The organism is Acinetobacter sp. AM, assembly GCF_003105055.1.
Lineage (GTDB): Bacteria > Pseudomonadota > Gammaproteobacteria > Pseudomonadales > Moraxellaceae > Acinetobacter > Acinetobacter tibetensis.
In genome coordinates this window covers 25,077-44,757 of record NZ_QETG01000026.1, presented here as the reverse complement: position 1 = coordinate 44,757, position 19,681 = coordinate 25,077, and the positions used below count along the sequence as shown (strand labels likewise).

General features: G+C 40.9%; 20 protein-coding genes, 2 tRNA genes and 1 pseudogene. 5 read left to right on the top strand and 18 right to left on the bottom strand.

Annotated elements, in window-relative coordinates:
* The first annotated feature begins 210 nt into the window (after positions 1 to 210).
* Entirely contained in the window at positions 211 to 825 is a 615-nt protein-coding gene (locus DCO44_RS13440; protein ID WP_116762728.1) for an SPOR domain-containing protein, read from the top strand.
* A gap of 47 nt (positions 826 to 872) precedes the next feature.
* Here the strand turns inward: DCO44_RS13440 and DCO44_RS13435 are convergent, their stop codons facing one another.
* From DCO44_RS13435 to DCO44_RS13425, 3 genes are all read right to left on the bottom strand, one after another.
* The gene (locus DCO44_RS13435) at positions 873 to 1,517 is read right to left on the bottom strand and encodes a glutathione S-transferase (protein ID WP_116762726.1); all 645 of its coding nucleotides are present in this window, start codon (positions 1,515 to 1,517) and stop codon (positions 873 to 875) included.
* A gap of 70 nt (positions 1,518 to 1,587) precedes the next feature.
* On the bottom strand, positions 1,588 to 1,986 hold the full coding sequence (locus DCO44_RS13430) for an OsmC family protein (protein WP_116762724.1): 399 nt from the start codon (positions 1,984 to 1,986) through the stop codon (positions 1,588 to 1,590).
* Between the two features lie 15 nt (positions 1,987 to 2,001).
* Positions 2,002 to 2,949 (bottom strand): pirin family protein, encoded by a 948-nt coding sequence (locus tag DCO44_RS13425; RefSeq protein WP_116762722.1) that lies wholly within the window; start codon positions 2,947 to 2,949, stop codon positions 2,002 to 2,004.
* A 303-nt stretch (positions 2,950 to 3,252) separates the two neighbouring features.
* Here DCO44_RS13425 and DCO44_RS13420 point away from each other — a divergent pair, with 303 nt between their 5' ends.
* Entirely contained in the window at positions 3,253 to 4,533 is a 1,281-nt protein-coding gene (locus tag DCO44_RS13420) for a GGDEF domain-containing protein (protein WP_116762720.1), read from the top strand.
* A gap of 16 nt (positions 4,534 to 4,549) precedes the next feature.
* Here the strand turns inward: DCO44_RS13420 and DCO44_RS13415 are convergent.
* The 6 genes and pseudogenes from DCO44_RS13415 to DCO44_RS13390 form a co-directional block, all read right to left on the bottom strand.
* Positions 4,550 to 4,876, bottom strand: a pseudogene (locus DCO44_RS13415) (DUF3861 domain-containing protein).
* A gap of 1 nt (position 4,877) precedes the next feature.
* Entirely contained in the window at positions 4,878 to 5,291 is a 414-nt protein-coding gene (locus DCO44_RS13410) for a transcriptional repressor (RefSeq protein WP_116762718.1), read from the bottom strand.
* Positions 5,292 to 5,331: 40 nt separating this feature from the next.
* On the bottom strand, positions 5,332 to 5,862 hold the full coding sequence (locus DCO44_RS13405) for a PadR family transcriptional regulator (protein WP_116762716.1): 531 nt from the start codon (positions 5,860 to 5,862) through the stop codon (positions 5,332 to 5,334).
* Positions 5,863 to 6,134: 272 nt separating this feature from the next.
* Complete coding sequence (locus tag DCO44_RS13400; RefSeq protein ID WP_116762714.1) at positions 6,135 to 7,169, bottom strand: hypothetical protein; 1,035 nt, start codon at positions 7,167 to 7,169, stop codon at positions 6,135 to 6,137.
* A gap of 56 nt (positions 7,170 to 7,225) precedes the next feature.
* Positions 7,226 to 8,794: a glutamine-hydrolyzing GMP synthase gene (gene guaA / locus DCO44_RS13395; RefSeq protein ID WP_116762712.1), complete on the bottom strand. Its 1,569-nt coding sequence runs from the start codon at positions 8,792 to 8,794 to the stop codon at positions 7,226 to 7,228.
* Between the two features lie 190 nt (positions 8,795 to 8,984).
* Positions 8,985 to 9,401, bottom strand: coding sequence for a DoxX family protein (locus DCO44_RS13390; RefSeq protein WP_116762710.1), 417 nt, complete (start codon positions 9,399 to 9,401; stop codon positions 8,985 to 8,987).
* A gap of 189 nt (positions 9,402 to 9,590) precedes the next feature.
* On the opposite strand from DCO44_RS13390, the gene DCO44_RS13385 reads away from it, so the two are divergent.
* Positions 9,591 to 10,226, top strand: a complete 636-nt coding sequence (locus DCO44_RS13385; RefSeq protein ID WP_116762708.1) for a DedA family protein — start codon at positions 9,591 to 9,593, stop codon at positions 10,224 to 10,226.
* On the opposite strand, the gene DCO44_RS13380 is transcribed toward DCO44_RS13385, so the two are convergent.
* The 5 genes from DCO44_RS13380 to DCO44_RS13360 all read right to left on the bottom strand — a co-directional run bounded on the left by DCO44_RS13380 (position 10,223) and on the right by DCO44_RS13360 (position 13,078).
* Positions 10,223 to 10,813 (bottom strand): LysE family translocator, encoded by a 591-nt coding sequence (locus DCO44_RS13380; RefSeq protein ID WP_116762706.1) that lies wholly within the window; start codon positions 10,811 to 10,813, stop codon positions 10,223 to 10,225. The genes DCO44_RS13385 and DCO44_RS13380 overlap by 4 nt on opposite strands.
* A 220-nt stretch (positions 10,814 to 11,033) precedes the next feature.
* A complete protein-coding gene (locus DCO44_RS13375; RefSeq protein ID WP_116762704.1) occupies positions 11,034 to 11,426 on the bottom strand; it encodes a hypothetical protein in 393 nt (130 codons plus the stop codon).
* Between the two features lie 14 nt (positions 11,427 to 11,440).
* Positions 11,441 to 12,280: a ParA family protein gene (locus DCO44_RS13370; RefSeq protein WP_116762702.1), complete on the bottom strand. Its 840-nt coding sequence runs from the start codon at positions 12,278 to 12,280 to the stop codon at positions 11,441 to 11,443.
* A gap of 84 nt (positions 12,281 to 12,364) precedes the next feature.
* Positions 12,365 to 12,754 (bottom strand): SirB2 family protein, encoded by a 390-nt coding sequence (locus DCO44_RS13365; protein ID WP_116762700.1) that lies wholly within the window; start codon positions 12,752 to 12,754, stop codon positions 12,365 to 12,367.
* 15 nt (positions 12,755 to 12,769) lie between these two features.
* Entirely contained in the window at positions 12,770 to 13,078 is a 309-nt protein-coding gene (locus DCO44_RS13360) for a BolA family protein (RefSeq protein ID WP_116762698.1), read from the bottom strand.
* A 199-nt stretch (positions 13,079 to 13,277) separates the two neighbouring features.
* Here DCO44_RS13360 and DCO44_RS13355 point away from each other — a divergent pair.
* Together DCO44_RS13355 and DCO44_RS13350 are read left to right on the top strand one after the other, a co-directional pair.
* Positions 13,278 to 13,353, top strand: a tRNA-Gly gene (locus tag DCO44_RS13355).
* A 39-nt stretch (positions 13,354 to 13,392) separates the two neighbouring features.
* Positions 13,393 to 13,468, top strand: a tRNA-Gly gene (locus DCO44_RS13350).
* Between the two features lie 684 nt (positions 13,469 to 14,152).
* On the opposite strand, the gene alr is transcribed toward DCO44_RS13350, so the two are convergent.
* The 4 genes from alr to astB form a co-directional block, all read right to left on the bottom strand.
* Positions 14,153 to 15,379, bottom strand: a complete 1,227-nt coding sequence (gene alr, locus DCO44_RS13345) for an alanine racemase (protein WP_116762696.1) — start codon at positions 15,377 to 15,379, stop codon at positions 14,153 to 14,155.
* Between the two features lie 59 nt (positions 15,380 to 15,438).
* Positions 15,439 to 16,938 (bottom strand): amino acid permease, encoded by a 1,500-nt coding sequence (locus DCO44_RS13340; RefSeq protein ID WP_116762693.1) that lies wholly within the window; start codon positions 16,936 to 16,938, stop codon positions 15,439 to 15,441.
* Between the two features lie 400 nt (positions 16,939 to 17,338).
* Positions 17,339 to 18,313 (bottom strand): succinylglutamate desuccinylase, encoded by a 975-nt coding sequence (gene astE / locus DCO44_RS13335; RefSeq protein WP_116762691.1) that lies wholly within the window; start codon positions 18,311 to 18,313, stop codon positions 17,339 to 17,341.
* Between the two features lie 23 nt (positions 18,314 to 18,336).
* A complete protein-coding gene (gene astB / locus DCO44_RS13330) occupies positions 18,337 to 19,677 on the bottom strand; it encodes an N-succinylarginine dihydrolase (protein WP_116762689.1) in 1,341 nt (446 codons plus the stop codon).
* Between the last annotated feature and the right edge of the window lie 4 nt (positions 19,678 to 19,681).

Genomic DNA, 19,681 nt, shown 5'->3' with positions numbered 1-19,681 from the left:
CAGTGCTTTGTACATCGTCGCAAAACCGAAAGCTACGCTTAAGGTAAGCATGTAAACCCTGATGTATTTCTCGCTTTGTAAAACTTGAGTTTTACAAAGCGATTCTTTATTTTGATACAACGCCTCTTTCAATTCCTTGAGGCCAAATATTCAAATAAAGAAAAGAATGAATCAGTCCCTCGTATTGATTAGAAGAAAAGAGGTTTCCACGTGTTTGGAAAAACGCAACGCGGTGTTTCAGAACGACCCAATAAACCGAAGAAACCGCTGATTCCAGCGTGGTTAGGTACGCTTGTGGTTATTCTCATCGTACTTAGTTTTGCAGTTGCTTTAATGCTGTGGAAACCGTGGGCACCTGTTCAACCCAAAAACCAAGTCACGTCTGAACACTATCAAGAAGACACCAACAAGGATTATCGTTTTTACGATTTGTTGCCACAACAACAAGTCACCCCGATTCCTGAACAGGCTATTCCTGAAAATAAAGATTCAGGCACTGTGGTGATTGTGGAAGCCCCTCAAGCAGAACAAGCGGCAAGCAGCACCGCCACAGATGCGACAGAAGCTCAAATCAATCCAACACCAGCAGAACGTACACCAAGCTATATTTTACAAGTTCGTAGCTACCCAGATCCTGACAGTGCCGATGCACGTCGTGCTGAAATTATCTTGAATGGATTATCTGCCGATGTGGTGAAAACTGTTGAAGGGGGTAAAACTTGGTATCGTGTGGTATCTGGGCCTTATGACTCACAAGAAGCAGCCGTCATTGCACAACAAACTTTACAGCATAGTGGAATCGACTCTATTGTGGTCAAACGCTAAGTAACAACAAAAAAGATGCTTCGGCATCTTTTTTTATGTTTGCACGATTATAAAGCCTGCTCTTTACTTTTCGCTCGTGCAAATGCAGGACGCTCAGCAATACGCTGGATAAAGGCTTGGATATGAGGATATTTCCCCTGAGTTCTCGACACTAATGCCTGCAAAGGAAAGCTCATCTGAATATCTGCAAAAGAGAACGTACCCGCAAAATAATCATGGGTGGCCAAATAGCTTTCTAAAAATTGCACATGATCTTTTAAACGCGGTTGAATAAACCCCGTTTTCACCCCTGCGGTAATTTTTTTCGCGACAGGCTTAATCAGAAAAGGAACATGCTGCGGTACATTACTCATCACCAACTGCATCACCAACAGCGGCATTAATGAGCCTTCTGCATAATGCATCCAATAACGGTATTGTTGTTTATTGGCATGGTCCTGCGGTTTGAACTGTTGCTGTGCATCATACTGTTCTTGCAAATACTCTAAAATCACAGCAGATTCAGCAATACTTTCCTCTCCATCCGTTAAAACAGGTGCCTTACCCAAAGGATGTACCCGCTTTAATTCAGGTGGCGCAGCAAGCGTTGCTAAACGTCGATAAAACTGAATCTGATAACTCAGATTTAACTCCTCCAAAGCCCATAAAATGCGAAAAGAGCGGGATTGCTCCAAATGATGTAAGGTAATCATGCCCTAGCCTCAATTTACCAATATCGGAATTGCTTAACCTCAGCAATTCTCCTGAATATAAAAAGCCTGATTACATCAGGCGGGTGTGTATTTCTAAACTACGTAATAAAGTTTTGGTGACAGGGGTCTTTTCACTAATCTCAAGGACTTTCTGTTGCAATGCTTCTGATAAAGGCTGCTGAAAAGATAACCGACGCTCAATCCATTCCTGCCCATCCTTATTGCCATGAAACTCGGCTTCCACGCTAAAATCACCCAAATCAATTTGCTTATGCTGTGCGTACATACGCAGCGTGATCATGGTACATGACACCAAACCTGAACAAATAAAATCATAGGGAGCTGGCCCCAAATCTTGCCCCCCAAATGAGGCAGGTTTATCTGTGAGAAAATGATGTGTCCCACTTGAGATGTCGCCTAACCAAGGCTCTGACCGCGTTCGAACTTGTGCTTGCGCAATAATACTCATCTTATTGTTCCTTTGTTATTTTGATGCTTTCATTTTGTCTGGGAAAACAGGGGCTTCTAAACGCGGCCCATCATAATCAGGAATATTTCCAAAGCGTTCTTCTTGATTGACCCACTGTTCACGTGCTAGCTGCAACTCTTCTTGGGTGCGTCCTACAAAGTTCCACCACAGTAAAATTGCGGACTCAAAGGGTTCTCCCCCAAGCAGCAGAATACGCGCACCCTCATGCAATTCCACTGTAATTTCTGTTACACCAGGTTCTAGTGCCAACATGTTGTCATCATTTAATTCATGACCATTGATAACCGCAGTGCCTTCCAATGCCAAAAAGCCATATTCAAATTTAGGATTAAGTGACAAACGCGTCGAGGTAGAAACAGAAGCTCTCATATCGACACCCAACAGCTCCGTATGCACTTTTACAGGGGAAACCACCTGTAAGAACTCGCCCACCAACACTGTAAACTCAACTTGATCCTGCTCTAAAGTGGGTAATTCTGGATAATGATCGAAACGCGGCGCCATATTCTGCTTGTCATCAGGTAAAGCAATCCAGAGTTGTGCTGCATGCATATGGGTTTCTGTCGCAGGGGCAACTTCGGTATGCGAAATACCATATCCAGCAGTCATCAAATTCACCTGTTTCGGGCGAATTAGCTGTTTCGACCCTAAACTATCGGTATGCATCATCGTACCTTCAATCATCCATGTGAAGGTTTGCAAACCAATATGTGGATGTGGCCCTACATCTAAACCATCCCCTTGCGGAAAGCTAACTGGACCAGCATGATCCAAGAAGCACCATGCTCCAATCATACGTTTGTGTCGACTAGGCAAGGCACGTTTAATGATGGTCCCTTGACCAATTTCTGCTGAACGTAGAGGAAACTCTTGAATAAATTGGTTAATATATTTTTCACAATCATCTGAATCTGAAAGTTCAATATAGTTACTATTCGTCATGTTGTTATCCTAAATTATGTTTTTCCAATACCATCAGCATAGCGATAACCTCTACAAACGACCAGTTCAATTTAAAATTTACCTGCAAATCTTTATCTGAAAGATAAAAATTCCATACAATAAAATACGGCTGTCTATATAATGCATCGCATTTATCTAATAAAATGAAAAAATATGAACAACAAAAACGAATTAGGTTTCACATATCTATTTCAATAAAAAGTGTGCATTTTATATACAAAACTGTGATTAATGTTTATTATTTCATAAGAATACATTGTAGATACAATGGAGCAGTAGCCTATGATTAAAGGAGGAGATGGACAAACTGAATTGGGTCATAAGCACAGCATTGGATTAGAAAATCGCAATAAAACTCAACATACCCCTGATACTTACATTTTACCCTCCCAATTATGCGAACCTGAAAATCGTGCAGCAATCGTGAGTGCATTACAAGACCACAATGCTCCCCTTCCTCCGCAATTTGAGGAGTGTTATTACAGCTATCAGAACGTGCATCAACGACACCATTTAAGACAAATTAATTTTTTAGCACAACTGTCCTTTCTCTGCTATTTTTTTGCAGATTGGTTTTTATTGCCTGATATTGTCTATCTTTCAGGCATAGCACGTACAAGTGCAGTATCAAGCTTTATGCTGTTGAATTGGGCGATGTTTAAATACTGTAAAAACATTCTAACTTTAGACTTATTACTACCGATCTCGAGTGCCTTCGCTGCCACAGTATGGTTCTGGCTACTCCATCAATCCGAAAACTCGAGTGTTTATTTTTATCAATATGCTTCGGTCATTTTTATCTTATTGGGCTGTTTATCTATTCAAGTCCGCTTTCGACCTTCAGTGTTAACCGCATTACTCATCAGTGCTGTCATTATTTCTGGCGTCATACATCTTAATAATACTCTGCAACAAACGATTATCTTTTTACTGGTCTATATTCCAATTCTCATCTTTAGCCTCTATATCAGTTGGAATAACACCTTAAATGCACGCCGCACCTTTCTACGCTCTATGCTCGAAGAATGGGATCGCCATATGTTACGTGAATTGGCACATACCGATGAGCTGACTCAATTAAATAACCGTCGCCAATTCGAATTGATTGCCGATCAAAAAATCCATCAATGGCCGCAATATCAATCCATTTGTTTACTCATGTTTGATGTCGACTTTTTTAAACGCATCAATGACAACCATGGTCATGACATTGGCGATCAAGTTCTACAAAATATTGCAGAAATCGCGCGCAAAGAAATGCGTCGTGAAGATGTTTTGGCACGTTTTGGCGGTGAAGAATTTGTTGCACTTCTTCCTGAAACCACACTGGAAGATGCCATGATGATTGCCAATCGTTTAAGACAAAAAATTGAATCTTCCACGGTATATATTGGTAATAATATTCAACTTCATTTCACTATTTCGATTGGTGTATCACAGCTTGATCCTAAAGATGTCGATTTACATCTGTTGATTAAAGAGGCCGATGTTGCCCTTTATCGCGCCAAACAAAATGGTCGTAATCAAGTGGTCTGTTTTGATCCTTTACCCAATGAGGCCTAACGCAATTCTATGGAAATCAGGACTCATTTCTTTCTTGAACTGTGTTCTGTTGCGCCAAGGTCTGTTTAAGATGTTTCATAAACTGCCCGAACTGCGGCAATAACTGCTCGAACAGTGGATGTTGTCGATTCTCCAACAGAGTTTCACCAAACAACTTTAAACCGACTGCAAATGCAGCGGTTGCTTCTGCATCAAATAATTTTGCCTGTTACATACGTTCAACAATGGCTAAAATATCATCATGATTGCCGACATTAAAAGCCAATTTCTCAGTATAGGTTGATGGTTGCCCCTTGGCATCACAAAGATGTTGTACCGTAATATGATATTGATGCTGTTTCATTTTATTTTCCTCTAGATATATTCGATTCATATTCTGATTTAGGTTGCACATGCAAAGTGAGTTCAACTATCACCAACTGCTGTTGCATAGCATCGACCAACTGCTCTAGATATTTAGATAAATTGTCATGTTCAAAAGCTTTTATTTGCCCAGTTTGCGAATCTAAAATTTGAAACTGAGTTTGTTGCTGATGCATTACAAAACTGGCTTTGGCACGCTGATGGTATTGCCGTTCAATCAATTGTGCTTGCTCCAACTCGGTCAGTACACGATAGATTGTGGCCAAACTCAAACCGCTTTGTTGCTGTTGCAACTGCAAATACAGCCGTTCTGCACTACACGCTGTTGTGGCATCCAATAACTGCTGCAAAATGGATGTTCGGGCTAAAGAGGCTTTTAAATGTGCCTGTTTCAGTAATTCCTGACTCTACATGTGGCATCTCTCTCGTTAACAATTAAAGTCGACTAATTGCCACGGCAGCCGCATCAATTTGTGCAGCAATTTGACGTACGGTTTCTGCATCAACAGATTTGGCATTTAGTTTTAAACGTAGTGAAGTTTTTAAGTTTTCCATCGCACGATGAATATCCATCAATTCATCTTTACTTTGTATATCACGCTTGGTTTCCAACTTCTCTAATAGCTGTTGGATCACGGAATGCTGTTCTTTTAAATGTGCTTTTCCTGCATCCGTAATATAGAACTGCTTACGATCTCCTTCTGTCAGTTGCACCTGAATAAAACCCATATCTTCTAAATAAGTTAAAGTCGGATAGATGGTGCCCGCACTTGGACTATATCCCCCGCCCACCAACTCACTGATGTCTTTAATCAGCTCATAACCATGTTTTGGAGCTTGGGCAATCAGGTACAACACCAGCAGTTTCATACGACCAGCTTCAAATAAACGACCACGACGTCCACCATGTGGGCGTTCTGAATGGTGGGCATAAGACTCATAGTCTGGATGAGAACCATGTTTCATGATGATTATTCGCTTTATCGATGAATTTATATTTATTAAGATATATCTTTATATATCTTAAAGCAACAATTCCTCGTTCTTATGAACTGAACATCTTGTTTTAAATGTGAATTATTTTTTTGTTAAAAATGGATCTGAATCCTAAGCAATAAAAAAGGATGCTTACGCGTCCTTAAAAGACATCATAGTAATTTTCATACATACCATTATTTTGCTCAATTAGAATTCAAATTAAAGAACAGAAATCCATTGTAATAAATATAATTTAACAACTACTCAATCCGATAAACCAAATCATAAATATATTCACTATCATCGTAAGAAGTGCCTTTAGTCCTAATTGAAAACTCCAATTTATCAAATTTTTTTAAATTTATAGGTTTCGTAATAATTACTCTTCTAGACAATGTTGGCACTTCATCAATTGAAGTAAAGTATTCGATTAAATTTTCCTTTTCTTGGATAAAACTTTTATCAGCGATATCAACATTTGCACTAAAGGATAGAGCTGTTTTATTAATTAGCTCAAAAGCATAAATAGCATGATTATCATCTACTATTTGTTTCTTTAAGAAGCGTATCGGAAATTCTGTACCAACATAATTTTTTGATAGATTTGAACCTTCATAATTTACTAAATTAATCCATCCAATTTTCTCAAGCTTTTTATACTGAGCACCCACATAATAAGTTTTATCACGGATATAATTATCTTTTGCCTCTGAAAGTTTTTGTTCTGCTTGTACAATTTCACGCGTTTTCGGATCTAATTTTTCATTTAATGAGTTAATATTCTTAGTTTCACTAAAGATGTATCCAGCCCATGCACTTACACCAATAAATGGAAGCAATAAAGAAAATGCTAGGATCAAGTCCAACAAATTAGGAGGTACATCTTCAATTTTTTCTATAATTTTTCCTTTCTCAATCTTTGAGTCAACTTGCAGAATCTGTTTATGACTAAAATCACCATTTTCAACTAAGATTAAGACACTAACTTTAGATTTCTTATGCAATCGCGCAACTTTAATAATATTATTTTCTAAAGTCATATTAGAATCATTAAATGCTACTAATTCATATTTTAGTGAATTATCCAGACTTACTCGTATATCTTCCTCTATTAGTCTCCCTCTGTTAAATATACTTATTTCACATAAAACACCCTTATTACTAATCCCAGAATTTCGATATAAATTCTCCGCAGCTACATAAAGCTGCCTCCGCTTAAAAATATAAGTTAGAGATATCATTATTAATGAAGAAATCACACCCACAAGGATTTTTAATATTAATTCTTGATTCATATCACCCCAAAAGAAAAACGGAGCCTAAGCTCCGTTATCTTAATAGAATAATTAAATTATTCCCACTCAATCGTTGCTGGTGGCTTAGATGACACATCGTATACAACACGTGATACATCTTTAATTTCATTCATAATACGCGTCGAGATTTTGTCGACCAATTCATACGGTAAGTGTGCAAAACGAGCCGTCATGAAGTCCACAGTTTCAACCGCACGCAGTGCAATGACCCATGCATAACGACGACCATCACCGACAACACCAACTGACTTCACAGGTTGGAACACGGCAAATGCTTGTGCAGTCTTGTCATACCAACCGCTGTCGCGAAGCTCTTGCATGAAGATGTCGTCCGCAAGACGAAGAATATCCGCATATTCTTTTTTAACTTCACCCAAAATACGCACACCCAAACCTGGACCTGGGAATGGATGACGGTAAATCATGCTGTGCGGCAAGCCTAAAGTTGTACCTAATTTACGTACTTCATCTTTAAACAAGTCACGTAATGGCTCAACCAATTCAAATTCTAAATCGTCTGGTAAACCACCCACGTTGTGGTGTGATTTAATCACATGTGCTTTACCTTGTTTGCTTGCAGCAGATTCAATCACGTCTGGGTAAATCGTCCCTTGCGCCAAGAATTTCACGCCATCAAGTTTACGTGCTTCTTCAGCAAAGACTGCAATGAACTCACGCCCAATGATTTTACGTTTTTTCTCAGGATCAACTTCACCTGCCAACGCAGTCAAGAAACGCTCTTCAGCATCGGCACGGATCACACGGATACCCATGTTTTCAGCAAACATTTGCATGACTTGATCGCCTTCGTTTAAACGAAGTAAACCATTGTCAACAAATACACAGGTCAACTGATCGCCAATTGCTTTGTGCAATAACGCTGCAACCACAGATGAATCGACACCGCCAGATAAACCAAGGAGAACTTTTTCATCACCAATTTGTTGACGTAATTGTTCTACACGAAGGTCAATAATGTGTTCTGGTGTCCATAAACCGCCACAACCACAAATTTTGTGTACAAAGTTAACCAATAACTCTGCACCTTTTGCAGTATGCGTTACTTCTGGATGGAACTGTACGCCATAGAAGCGACGGCTTTCATCAGATGCCGCAGCAAATGGGCAGCTCGGTGTGCTGGCTGTGGTTACAAAACCTTCTGGTAGACGGCTGACTTTATCGCCATGGCTCATCCACACATGTAATTGGTTTTCGCGGTCTTGAAGTTGACCAATGAGATGGTCACGCTGTTGAATATCAACTTCAGCATAGCCAAATTCGTGTACTGTACCCGCTTCAACCTTACCACCGAGTTGTTCAGACATGGTTTGGAAACCGTAGCAGATTCCCAATACAGGTACACCTAATTCAAACACCACTTGCGGTGCACGTGGACTGCCTTCTTCATGCACACTTTCTGGTCCACCCGATAAAATAATACCGTTTGGATTAAACGTACGGATGTCTTCTTCAGACATATCGTAGGCATACATTTCAGAATAAACGCCCGCCTCGCGTACGCGACGTGCAATAAGTTGACTATATTGAGAGCCGAAATCCAAAATAAGGATACGATCTTCAGTAATTTGAGAATTGGTAGTCATGACAAACAACTATAATAGGCAAGCGAATATAAGCGCCATATTCTAACATTTTTCCCTATATTAAGCACACTATTTGGACAATCAATAAATATATTTACAAAACAAATGTTTAAATAAAAAGCACCGAATTTGTCGGTGCTTGTGAATCGCAATAGGATTTAGTAACCCCACGGCAAATAATTTAGATATCTTATTTTTCAATGAGGGCATCTAGACTCAATTTACCTGCACCATGCAGCATTAAGAAAAACAAACCGCCCGCCATGGCAAAGTTTTTCATAAAGTTAATGGCATCTTCCGCACCGCCATGAAAAATGAAAGCAGTGATGATACTAAAAACACCTAAGCCTAAAGCAGCAAAGCGCGCTTGAAAACCAAAAAACAGCGCTAAACCACCACCAAACTCAACCAAGATGGTTAAGGGAAGTAGCGCACCAGGTACACCCATCGCCTCCATATAACCCACCGTTGCGCTATAAGCGGTGAGTTTTCCCCAACCTGCAACCAAAAAGATATAGGCGAGGAGCACACGAGCGATTAAACTCACGGCGTTATCAAACGCAGGTTGAGTCACGATATTTTTCACAACAACATTGGGATTAAACATAATTGAACCTTTTCTTAATTTTGTGGATAGGCACAGCTTAGTTTTTAATGATTATAGAATAAATACTTATTTTCAGACTTATCGTTTTATATTTGAAACGATGGATAGCTAAAATTAATTACGTTTTTATACTGACTTTCCGTATATGGGCTGCTAGGATTTGGCTACATTTTCGCGATGTTTTACCCCATGGAACTCCTTGATTTTATTTTACACGTAGATGACCATTTACTCGAATTTATTACAAATTATGGGGTATGGATTTACGCTATTTTATTTTTAATCATTTTTGTCGAAACGGGTTTGGTGGTCATGCCATTTTTACCGGGTGACAGCTTGTTATTTGCTGCGGGTGCGCTAGCAGCTTCTACAGGAGCCATGGATCCTTGGGTATTGGGCATTTTGCTGTTCGTTGCTGCTGTACTGGGCGATACTCTAAACTACCATATTGGCAAATATATTGGGCCACGGGTATTTGAAATTGATTCACGTTTTATTAATAAACAACATCTGATTAATACACAAAAATTCTTTGCAAAGCATGGTGGTAAAACCATTATTTTTGCACGCTTTGTGCCTTTTGCTCGAACCTTCGCGCCCTTTGTCGCAGGTGCTGGACAAATGAATTATAAATTCTTTTTAACCTATAATTTAATTGGTGCTTTTTGCTGGATTGCCTCGTTCGTTACACTCGGTTATTTATTTGGCAACATGCCTATTGTGAAAGAGAATTTCACTCACCTCATCTTCGGGATTATTATAATCAGTGTCTTGCCGGGTATTATTGGTTTTATTCGCCAGAAATTAGCAAAAAAGAAGGCTTAAAAGAAGCGCATCACCACAGGTAACATACAAATCAGCAATAACATGGCCGATCCTTTATATAAATGATCGGCTTTTATTGGCTTTAAATTCCCTGCCAAAATAGCCTTGCCAAAGACCATCCAAAACAATGCGGCTGGAACCAAAATTAAAGAAAAGACCAAAAATACCAGTCCTGCACTCAAACTACTGTTCCACATTTCTAACGGTAAAATTCCTGCGGCAAAAAGCAGTGCTTTGGGGTTTTTGAGCGTTGAAAAAAACAATTGATGTGGACGAATATGAGGATGCTTTTGATGATGTGATTGCAGATGTGTCGATTTCCATAAATGGAATGCGATCCAGAACACATACAATGCACTCAACACATGCAGCAAAGTAATCAAATGCGGCCAGACTGGACTGGTCAAATGGATAAACAGCGACCACAAACTAATTGCATAAATGTAGCCCAATAATTCGGCTGGAATAAGTAAACTGGTTTTAGTCACACCTTGTTGATGAGCAGAGCTTGCCAGTAATGCATTGGTTGGTCCCGGTATCAGAAACACTGCAATCATTGCAAAAACAAACAGCCAACTCTCAATCATCAAAACCTATCACTCAAATGCAAATTGTTGCACACCTTATCTGAAAGCTGCCCCAAACAACAAGCTAAGCTCAGTTTAAATTGAGACTCAACAGGTTAGATTTAACTCTCAATACAACCTAATACACTGTTTATATTGGTATTATTATTGAAATATTTTGAAAAAATTTCATCCTCTAGCGCTTTTCAATCTTTTCGCTAGAGGGTGAGATTCTTCTGGTTTAAGTTCTTGGAACCACCTTAATGGGGCAATTTTTAAACTGTGCAGCTTGCACAATCGCATCCTGTTGCCCCATCAAACGTGAAATTTCGGTTTTTTTGGTATTTGAAGACTGTCCCATATTTAATGAAACACTTGGACCAAAGCCCCAGCCACCACCGTGACTCCAACCGCCACCCAAGCCAACACCCACACCAACACCAACACCTGTACGTTTTGCCACAGAAACACCTTGGTTTAAATATTGCTGAATTCGGTCATATTCTGCCTGTAGCTGTTGGCAGTTCAAAGACTGATATTGCGTTGGAGAAACATAGGTCGGTTTGACCGTAGTTGCGCACGCTGTAAGCAATACACTACTTGCTGCAAGGATAGATAAAGCAATTTTTTTCATAACTTTTCTCAATCTTATTTTTGCTCAATTTCATTGAACAATGAAAGATAGGCCTGCGTCAATTTGTGATCTTTCGCCAAATAGATTAATGGCTGGTTCTGATGATGGGATTCTTTCATCAGTACCGAAGGCGGCAACATATTTTCCAATACAGGCAGCCCCTCATCCTTCAATTGCTGCACCACTTCACGAGGTAATTTAGCTTGCGCTTGGTACTGATTCACTACAATACCTTCAATTTCCAATTGGTCATTATGATCATCTTGGGTTTCAATCACATTTTCAATCAGGCTTTGTAAGGCACGTTTCGAGAACACATCACAATCAAATGGAATTAACACGCGATCTGCCGAAATTAATGCAGATAAAGTAAAGAAATTAAACGCAGGCGGTGTATCAATATAGATACGGTCATATTTACCTTCGAGTAACTTTAAGGCATCCCGTAATTTATAAATTTTATGTTTGGCTTCTAAAGCATAGGCCAAAGCCCCTAAACTTGGACTTGCAGGAATAACATCGAGTTGCTTAAACGGGGTTTGATGCACATAACTTTCTAGACCTTTGGGGCGATTCTTTAATAACGATCCAATCGCATTGCCTAATAGCCCAGCTTTACTTTGACTTGTCCCCAAAACGTCATCGAAGTAGTTTTCAATATTCGGTTCTAATGCAGGTTTATCAACCGAATAGGTGGCATCATCACCCAATAAATATTGACTGGAGTTGGCTTGCGGATCCAAATCAATCACCAGTGTCTTCAATCCCTGATACGCGCTAATCGCAGCCAAATTGACGGTAATACTCGACTTGCCCACACCACCTTTCTGATTAAACACCACACGTGTCCGCATATTCCCCCCTCCCTTAATTTTTATCTATGATCATTAAGCAGTGTAATCGATCATTTTTTTATCGCTATCGAAAATGTCTGACAATCAACCAAAATTTGGCTGAATCATCACCAAGCCTAAAATTGCAATAAACGCCACTACGGCTAAAAATAAGCCTGCACGGCGTTGCGCCAAGACAATCTGATCCTGCTTCTTATAGGCTTTGCTTAAAGAAGACAAAAGTACTAAAAACAGAATGATTTTGGCATAAAACCAAGACTGTACATCAAAACCTTTCATCACCAACAAGGCAACACCCGTCAAAATCAACAAGGTCATAGCACTGTGCTGAAAAGCCACAAAGAATGTACGTGCAGATGGATTCGGCAAATTGCCTTCGGTTCCCGAAAATAAACTCCGCGCGCGAATCACAATTGCCACACCCGCCAGTACAACAGCCAACCAATGCAGCATTAACAACATTTGAGCATCCATAACCAGCCAATATCCTTAATGCTTAGGTGCATGTGCACATTCTGGGCTTGAAGTGTCCTGTCCCTGCCATTCCGATTCTACAAAGGCATGCAGGGCTAATGCATGGATGCGACTCGGTGCCAATAAATCACCTACAGCAGCATAAACCTTCTGATGACGTTGTACTAAACGTAAGCCATCAAAGGCTTCACTGACAATCACCACTTTAAAATGTGACTCTTTGCCTGGGAAATAACCACCATGTCCCGCAGACTCATTTACGATTTCTAGATAAATTGGTGCCAATTGTTGTAAGCGGTCGCGCAGTTGTAATTCTAAGCTCATGAGGATCTGCCTTTATCTTTTAACTGACTTACAGTATAGCGGTTCTACCCTTATGTTTTGTATTCACTCACAACTTTTACTGCTACAAGCCCAGATTTTTAGAAAATCTGGCATAAAATGCTTTTATTTTATGCAATTGATACAAGTTTTTTCAGAAACATATTGACCATCATTTTTCATACTGTATTATACACGGCATGCGGGAATAGCTCAGTTGGTAGAGCACAACCTTGCCAAGGTTGGGGTCGCGAGTTCGAGTCTCGTTTCCCGCTCCAAATTTTTTAGTGTAAGTTTTAGAAAAAACTGCTCAATATGCGGGAATAGCTCAGTTGGTAGAGCACAACCTTGCCAAGGTTGGGGTCGCGAGTTCGAGTCTCGTTTCCCGCTCCAGATTCAAAAAAGCCCTAGTCGAAAGATTAGGGCTTTTTTATGGCTAAAATTTAAATCTGAATAATCCATCCAATTTTCATTCAAGTAGCCCGCCAATTTTTTACAGAATTGATCTGATTCACCAGCAATCTTCTAGAAAATAACCCACTCAAAAGTTTTGCACCCAAATAGCCGTTGCCTGTGTTTTAAAAGCATTTTTGCATCACGGTAAAGCTCTAGTGTGTACATGCCACATCACGAACAAAAAACAACCACAACTAAAAACTACCCCTCACACCTCCCTTAAAGGACCACCGAGATGAATTAACTGGGTTTAAACGTTGTGGTGAAGTGAGTGACGAGGGTTGAGGTCTCGATGCGGTGTTTGGCTAGATCGAACAAGCTAGCGATGATGAATGTGATCTGGCAAATCGATTCAATGGTTTTCAAGATCGAACTTTGGGCGCAGGTCCTATTCTGACCTATGATAAAAAACTTAGCCAAAGTTCAGGACTGCCTGCATCACTCCGTAGCATATATGAGTTTGATGTCAAAAACTGCTCTGAAGGCGAGGCTTATCAACTGACCATCAACGATCCATACGAATACAGATGCCTTTCATTAAAACGTCTGATCGACACCCCATAAAATTACCTCCTACTGGATGCAGGGGGCAATACATTACTTCAAGGTATTTTGGCGAATTTATCGCACTACAATTTTAGGATTGGAATTGCCCCACATGGTGTAGACATCTGCCAGCAAAGCACCATTGTATTCTTCTAAATCACTTTGCTTGACGCTTTCATTGCCTTGCTGACCAAACAACACCACTTCATCACTGGCACGAACATCTGGAAAATCAGTAACATCCACCATGGTGGTATTCATGGAGGTACGCCCAACCACAGGGACTTTATGTCCACGAATCAGCACATAGGCTTTATTACTAAAGGCACGACGGTAACCATCCGAATAGCCTATTGGCAAGTTCGCCAATAATGAATCACGCTTTAAAGTATAGGTCTGGTCATAACCCACAGTTGTACCTTTTAAATAGGCATTCACTGTAGCTACTTGGGTTTTAAAAGTCATCAGCTTCTTATATTCCACCCGATCAGGAATACTGTCGCCATAAATCACGCCACCTGCACGGACCATATCTAAATGTGACTCTGGCACTGTTAAAGTGGCAAATGAATTGGCTGTGTGCAAGGTTAAATCTTCACGCTTGAGTTTGGCTTTTTTAATCAACCAGTCGGCTTGTTGATTAAACACAGCTAAATGTTCCTGCACATATTTTTGATCTTCTACGGCATAATGCGTCATGATGCCGACCAACTTTAAATTTGGCAGTTTGGTCATATGCAGTGCTTGTTGTTTGCCTGTTTCACTGTCCAGCTCTAAACCGTTTCGATCCATCCCCCCTGCATTTAAACCCAAATGATACGCAAGGGTTAAACCCTGTTGTTTAGCCCATACAGACAAGCGCTGTGCTTGTTCATAGTTACCCAACAACTCTTCCATATTTAAGGAAGCAGCATTTTGAATTTCTTGATCGGTGGCTGCACGCAGTCTTAAAATGCGACCTTGATAGCCCGACTGGCGCACCATCGCGGCTTCGGCATTACTGGTAATGCCGACACAGGGCACATTCAACTTGATAATGCTCGGCATGAGCAACTGAATACCGTGACCATAAGCATCGGCTTTCATGACCGCACAAATCTGGCTTTTGTCCTGTAGTTGCTGTTGTAAGGTCTGAATATTCTGCTCAAAGGTCTGCACATTAATTTCAACCCAAGCATTGGCTTGTGGTGCCGCTGCCTGTGTCGCTGAAAGATGTGGCGTCAATAAAGGTGCCGCCATCGTGCTACTGATATTCAGTAGCCCCACCCCCAACATACATGTCAATAATGTTACTTTTTTCAAGACAAATCCCTCTTCGTCGTTATAAAAAAGAGAGGGGCAATACCCTCTCTCACGCTTCATTAATTATTTTCTGGCATTTCATCCTGTTCAATGCGGCGACCATGGGTCAAAATCCAGTTACGCTCTGCATATTTTTTCGTTTTATAGTAATAAGCAATGCCCAATCCAATAAACCAGATTGGAGAGAAGGCCAAAGAAATCATGGTGTCATGATCGAGTGCCAAAATCGCCACCACAAAAATCAGGAACAACAAGGTAAACCATGCCATAAAACGGCCACCCGGCATTTTATACGCCGACTGTTCATGCAGTTCAGGCGCTTTTTTGCGATAAGCCAAGTACGACAAAATAATCATAGCAAAGGTGAAAATACACAAAATCGAGGTAAAGGCTGAAATGATGATAAATGCCGTCATGACATCCGGCACAATGAACAGAATTGAAGTGCCGACCACCACACAGAACATCGAGAACATTAAGCTCAATACAGGCACTTTGCTTTTCGATAATTTTGCAAAACTTTTTGGTGCATCTTTTTCTACCGCTAAACCAAACAACATCCGGCTGGTGGCAAACACACCACTATTCGCAGAAGACATGGCAGAAGTGGCCACGACAAAGTTGACAATACTGGCTGCCGCAGGCAAACCAATTAAAGTAAACATTTCAACAAATGGACTCTTGTCTGGAGAAATCTGCGACCACGAAGTGACTGCGATAATACAAACCAAAGCACCGATATAGAACAATAAAATACGTAATGGAATTGAGTTAATTGCGCGTGGTAAAGCATGATGCGGATCTTTGGTTTCTGCCGCTGTAGTACCCACCAATTCAATCCCGACGAAGGCAAATACCGCAATTTGGAAACCAGCCAAGAAGCCCGTTAGACCATAAGGGAACAGTGACTCTTTCTCGACCACATGGGCCAAAGACGCTTTCACACCATCTGGAGAAACAAAACCAATCGTAATCAGGTAGACGCCAACCAAGAGGAACATAATGATCGCGATAATTTTAATTAAGGCAAACCAGAACTCCACTTCACCAAATAGTTTTACCGCGACAAAGTTCAACAAAGTCAAAATGGCAATAGAGGTGAAGGCGGGTATCCATGCGGGTAAATCGGGATACCAAAACTGTGCATAGCCCCCAATCACAATCACATCCGCAATTGCGGTGACAATCCAACTGAGCCAGTACGACCAACCCAAAAAGAAGCCTGCCCACGGCCCCAAATAAGCCGTTGCAAAGTCTGCAAAAGATTTGTAATTGGTATTAGAAAGCAGTAATTCCCCCATCGCACGCATGACGAAGAAGAAGAAGAAGCCAATAATGAGGTAAGTTAAGATGATCGAAGTCCCCGACACCGCTAGTGTCTTGCCCGACCCCATAAAGAGACCTGTACCAATCGCACCACCAATCGCAATCATCTGAATATGACGATTGGTCAGTGAGCGTTGCAGTTGTTCTTCCTCAACTGACTCGTAATGATGTCCACCCAGTAAATCACCTTCTAAAGGCTCTTTTTGTTGATGGGTCTGTTTTCCATTCATCATGTTTTTACTCCAATTCACATCCAAAAAAGATGCAAATACGGGACTGACATAAAATATTCACTTATTTCATATCTATCCAAAATTAAGCTACATATTATTTTTCAATAACATTAATTTTATTATTTAATCGCATCTTTAAAATAAAAACAGCGATCAAATAATTACGACACAGATTGCAAAATCTATACCAAATTTATTAATTTAGTATTAAAAAACAGTAGCTTAATAAAAACATGACGCGAGTTTATCCACTGATTAGAAGCGAACCCATAATCACTGGATGTAAATATTGCATTAATATTTTTCACAATATCCATATATTCAATTCCATTGAAAATTAATTTAACGATTTAAGTTCGATAAACCACCATCATCATATTTAATAAATCGAGACGAATAATCACGCACGAAGCTCAGTTAATATCAAGCCAGCCCTTAAGCCTTTTTTCACTTGGGTATTTGGAAATAAAATCCAGACCTGTTCTGGTGCAATCACATAAGGTTTGCCCTGTTGTAGGGCAATCACTGCATCCGATTGGAACATCGAAAAATTGGGGGCAGAATCGGCAAGATTAAGCTGAAAGTCATCTTCAGTTTTGATAATCGAATCGACGACACGAAAGTTTTTAATTGCTGACTTTTGGCGTGCAGGTAAAGGTTGTTCTGCCACTACCGCACGTAGAACTTGATTAATTGCAGCAAATGCTGCCAAATCATTTTGACCAAAAGGTTTGGCATGACCAAGCTCAAGGGTTGAACTCGCTGCCTGAAATCTTGAACTGGTATAGTGCGTGAAGGTGCGGCCTGCCGTGTTGTGATATACCAAGGCATCCAGTTCCGCAGCACTTAAACACTCCAACATGACCGCATCATAGCGATGAGTTTGATAAGGAAATAAAGCAAACGTCGGAAGCAAAGACGGACGGATCGCTGTGTGCAAATCATAGTGATAGCGTTTGACCTGCGTAGGGCAAGATTGAAAGAAATCTGCCACCAACTGCTCTAACTCCGCCACACGCTTCGCTTCAAAGGTTTCTGCAAATTGCTGATGTGCACCACAAAACATGCGGTTCATATCATTTTCAACATAGCGTTGGCCTGAACGAATCGCGACAGGGTTGCCCAAGATCAACATTAATTTGACTTTGAGCTGTAACACACCTGCAAATAAATCCTGACTGAGCTGCGCCAATAACTCGATTGGCGCAGTTTCATTGCCATGTACACCTGCGGACAGCACAATCGCTTTTTCATAAGCCTGTTGAGGCGTAAAAGACAGTACCCCTTCAGCCAGCCATTCCCAGCTAAAATTGTCCTGTATGCCTCGGGTTGAAGCAGCTACTTTTTGCTCTAACACACTACTTAAAAAATCCATCTTCTGCTGTCCTTACTCGTGAATTAACGCTGGAAGTGATATACCGAACCCAAGCCTAAAATTTGCGTTAACTCATCTAACGCAGTACGGCTTTCGATCAATAATTGCGGGTCAGCCAAATCTTGCTGTGCCAACTGGTCACGGTAGTATTGATCTACCCACGTGTTTAAACGGGTAAACAAGGCATCATTCATAAACAGATTCGGATTAATCGCATTCAGTTCTGCTTCATTCACTGCAACACGTAAACGTAAACATGCAGGACCACCGCCATTACGCATACTTTCACGCAGGTCGAAGACTTTAATGTCATCAATTGGGGTACCCATTTGAATCATGTCGTTCAAGTAGCTCCATACCGCTGGGTTTTGACGCGATTCTTCAGGCACCACAATGCTCATACCGCCATCGGCACGCGTGAGTAATTGACTATTAAACAAATAGGTATTCACCGCATCTTTCACAGATACACGCTGATCAGGCACTTCAATGGACACGAAGTCTTGACCCAAACGCGCCATTTTTTCACGAATTTCAGCCAAAGCTTCCGATTGGTTTAAAAATGCATGTTGATGATGGAACAAGACGTTTTGGTTACTCACCGCAATCACGTCGTTGTGGAAGACCCCTTGGTCAATCACATCGGGATGCTGCTGAACAAAAACGGTTTGTTCTGCTTTGAGTTGGTGTAAACGTGCTACTGCTTCACTCGCCTCACGCGACTGACGCGCAGGATAGTGTTTCGGGCCAATACCACCGCCGAGGAACTGCTGACCATAAACGAACACTTGTACGCTGGCTTGATCATAAGCACCGCCTAAACGGTTATGGTTCGCCGCGCCTTCATCGCCAAACAACGCCACAGGTGGTAAAGCTTTATGATGAGCAAAGTGACGCTCATCATTAAACATTGCCGCCATAACACGCGATGTCGTTTCATGCTCGATGGAACGGTGGAATTTGTTGTTCAAGTTTGCTGCTGTAAAATGCACACGACCATCTGCACTGTCTGCCGACGGTGAAACCGTTGCCGCATTGGCTGTCCACATGCACGATGCAGAACTCAAAGCGGATAACAATGCAGGCGAGGTACGCATCGCTTGTTCAATCACACTATGATCATCCCCGCGGAAGCCCAATTTGCGCAAAGTTGGCACATGTGGGCGTTCTTGCGGTGCAAATACACCTTGCTTTAAGCCCATGTCGGCCAAAGCTTTCATCTTTAACAGACCTTGCTTGGCAGCCAACTTTGGGTTGGAAAGATTATTTTGGTTTTTGGTCGAGGCCTCGTTTCCAAAAGACAATCCCGCATAGTGATGCGTTGGACCGACTAAACCATCAAAATTAATTTCATAGCCTGACATTTCT

Bases quoted from the DNA above. Each gene is read 5' to 3' on its own strand.
- DCO44_RS13425 (WP_116762722.1), bottom strand. From the start codon at position 2,949: ATGACGAATAGTAACTATATTGAACTTTCAGATTCAGATGATTGTGAA.
- DCO44_RS13370 (WP_116762702.1), bottom strand. From the start codon at position 12,280: ATGCGGACACGTGTGGTGTTTAATCAGAAAGGTGGTGTGGGCAAGTCG.
- DCO44_RS13340 (WP_116762693.1), bottom strand. From the start codon at position 16,938: ATGATGAATGGAAAACAGACCCATCAACAAAAAGAGCCTTTAGAAGGT.
- DCO44_RS13360 (WP_116762698.1), bottom strand. From the start codon at position 13,078: ATGAGCTTAGAATTACAACTGCGCGACCGCTTACAACAATTGGCACCA.
- DCO44_RS13405 (WP_116762716.1), bottom strand. From the start codon at position 5,862: ATGAAACATGGTTCTCATCCAGACTATGAGTCTTATGCCCACCATTCA.
- astB (WP_116762689.1), bottom strand. From the start codon at position 19,677: ATGTCAGGCTATGAAATTAATTTTGATGGTTTAGTCGGTCCAACGCAT.
- DCO44_RS13375 (WP_116762704.1), bottom strand. From the start codon at position 11,426: ATGAAAAAAATTGCTTTATCTATCCTTGCAGCAAGTAGTGTATTGCTT.
- DCO44_RS13430 (WP_116762724.1), bottom strand. From the start codon at position 1,986: ATGAGTATTATTGCGCAAGCACAAGTTCGAACGCGGTCAGAGCCTTGG.
- DCO44_RS13435 (WP_116762726.1), bottom strand. From the start codon at position 1,517: ATGATTACCTTACATCATTTGGAGCAATCCCGCTCTTTTCGCATTTTA.
- guaA (WP_116762712.1), bottom strand. From the start codon at position 8,794: ATGACTACCAATTCTCAAATTACTGAAGATCGTATCCTTATTTTGGAT.
- DCO44_RS13365 (WP_116762700.1), bottom strand. From the start codon at position 12,754: ATGGATGCTCAAATGTTGTTAATGCTGCATTGGTTGGCTGTTGTACTG.
- DCO44_RS13420 (WP_116762720.1), top strand. From the start codon at position 3,253: ATGATTAAAGGAGGAGATGGACAAACTGAATTGGGTCATAAGCACAGC.
- DCO44_RS13385 (WP_116762708.1), top strand. From the start codon at position 9,591: ATGGAACTCCTTGATTTTATTTTACACGTAGATGACCATTTACTCGAA.
- astE (WP_116762691.1), bottom strand. From the start codon at position 18,313: ATGGATTTTTTAAGTAGTGTGTTAGAGCAAAAAGTAGCTGCTTCAACC.
- DCO44_RS13400 (WP_116762714.1), bottom strand. From the start codon at position 7,169: ATGAATCAAGAATTAATATTAAAAATCCTTGTGGGTGTGATTTCTTCA.
- DCO44_RS13390 (WP_116762710.1), bottom strand. From the start codon at position 9,401: ATGTTTAATCCCAATGTTGTTGTGAAAAATATCGTGACTCAACCTGCG.
- DCO44_RS13380 (WP_116762706.1), bottom strand. From the start codon at position 10,813: ATGATTGAGAGTTGGCTGTTTGTTTTTGCAATGATTGCAGTGTTTCTG.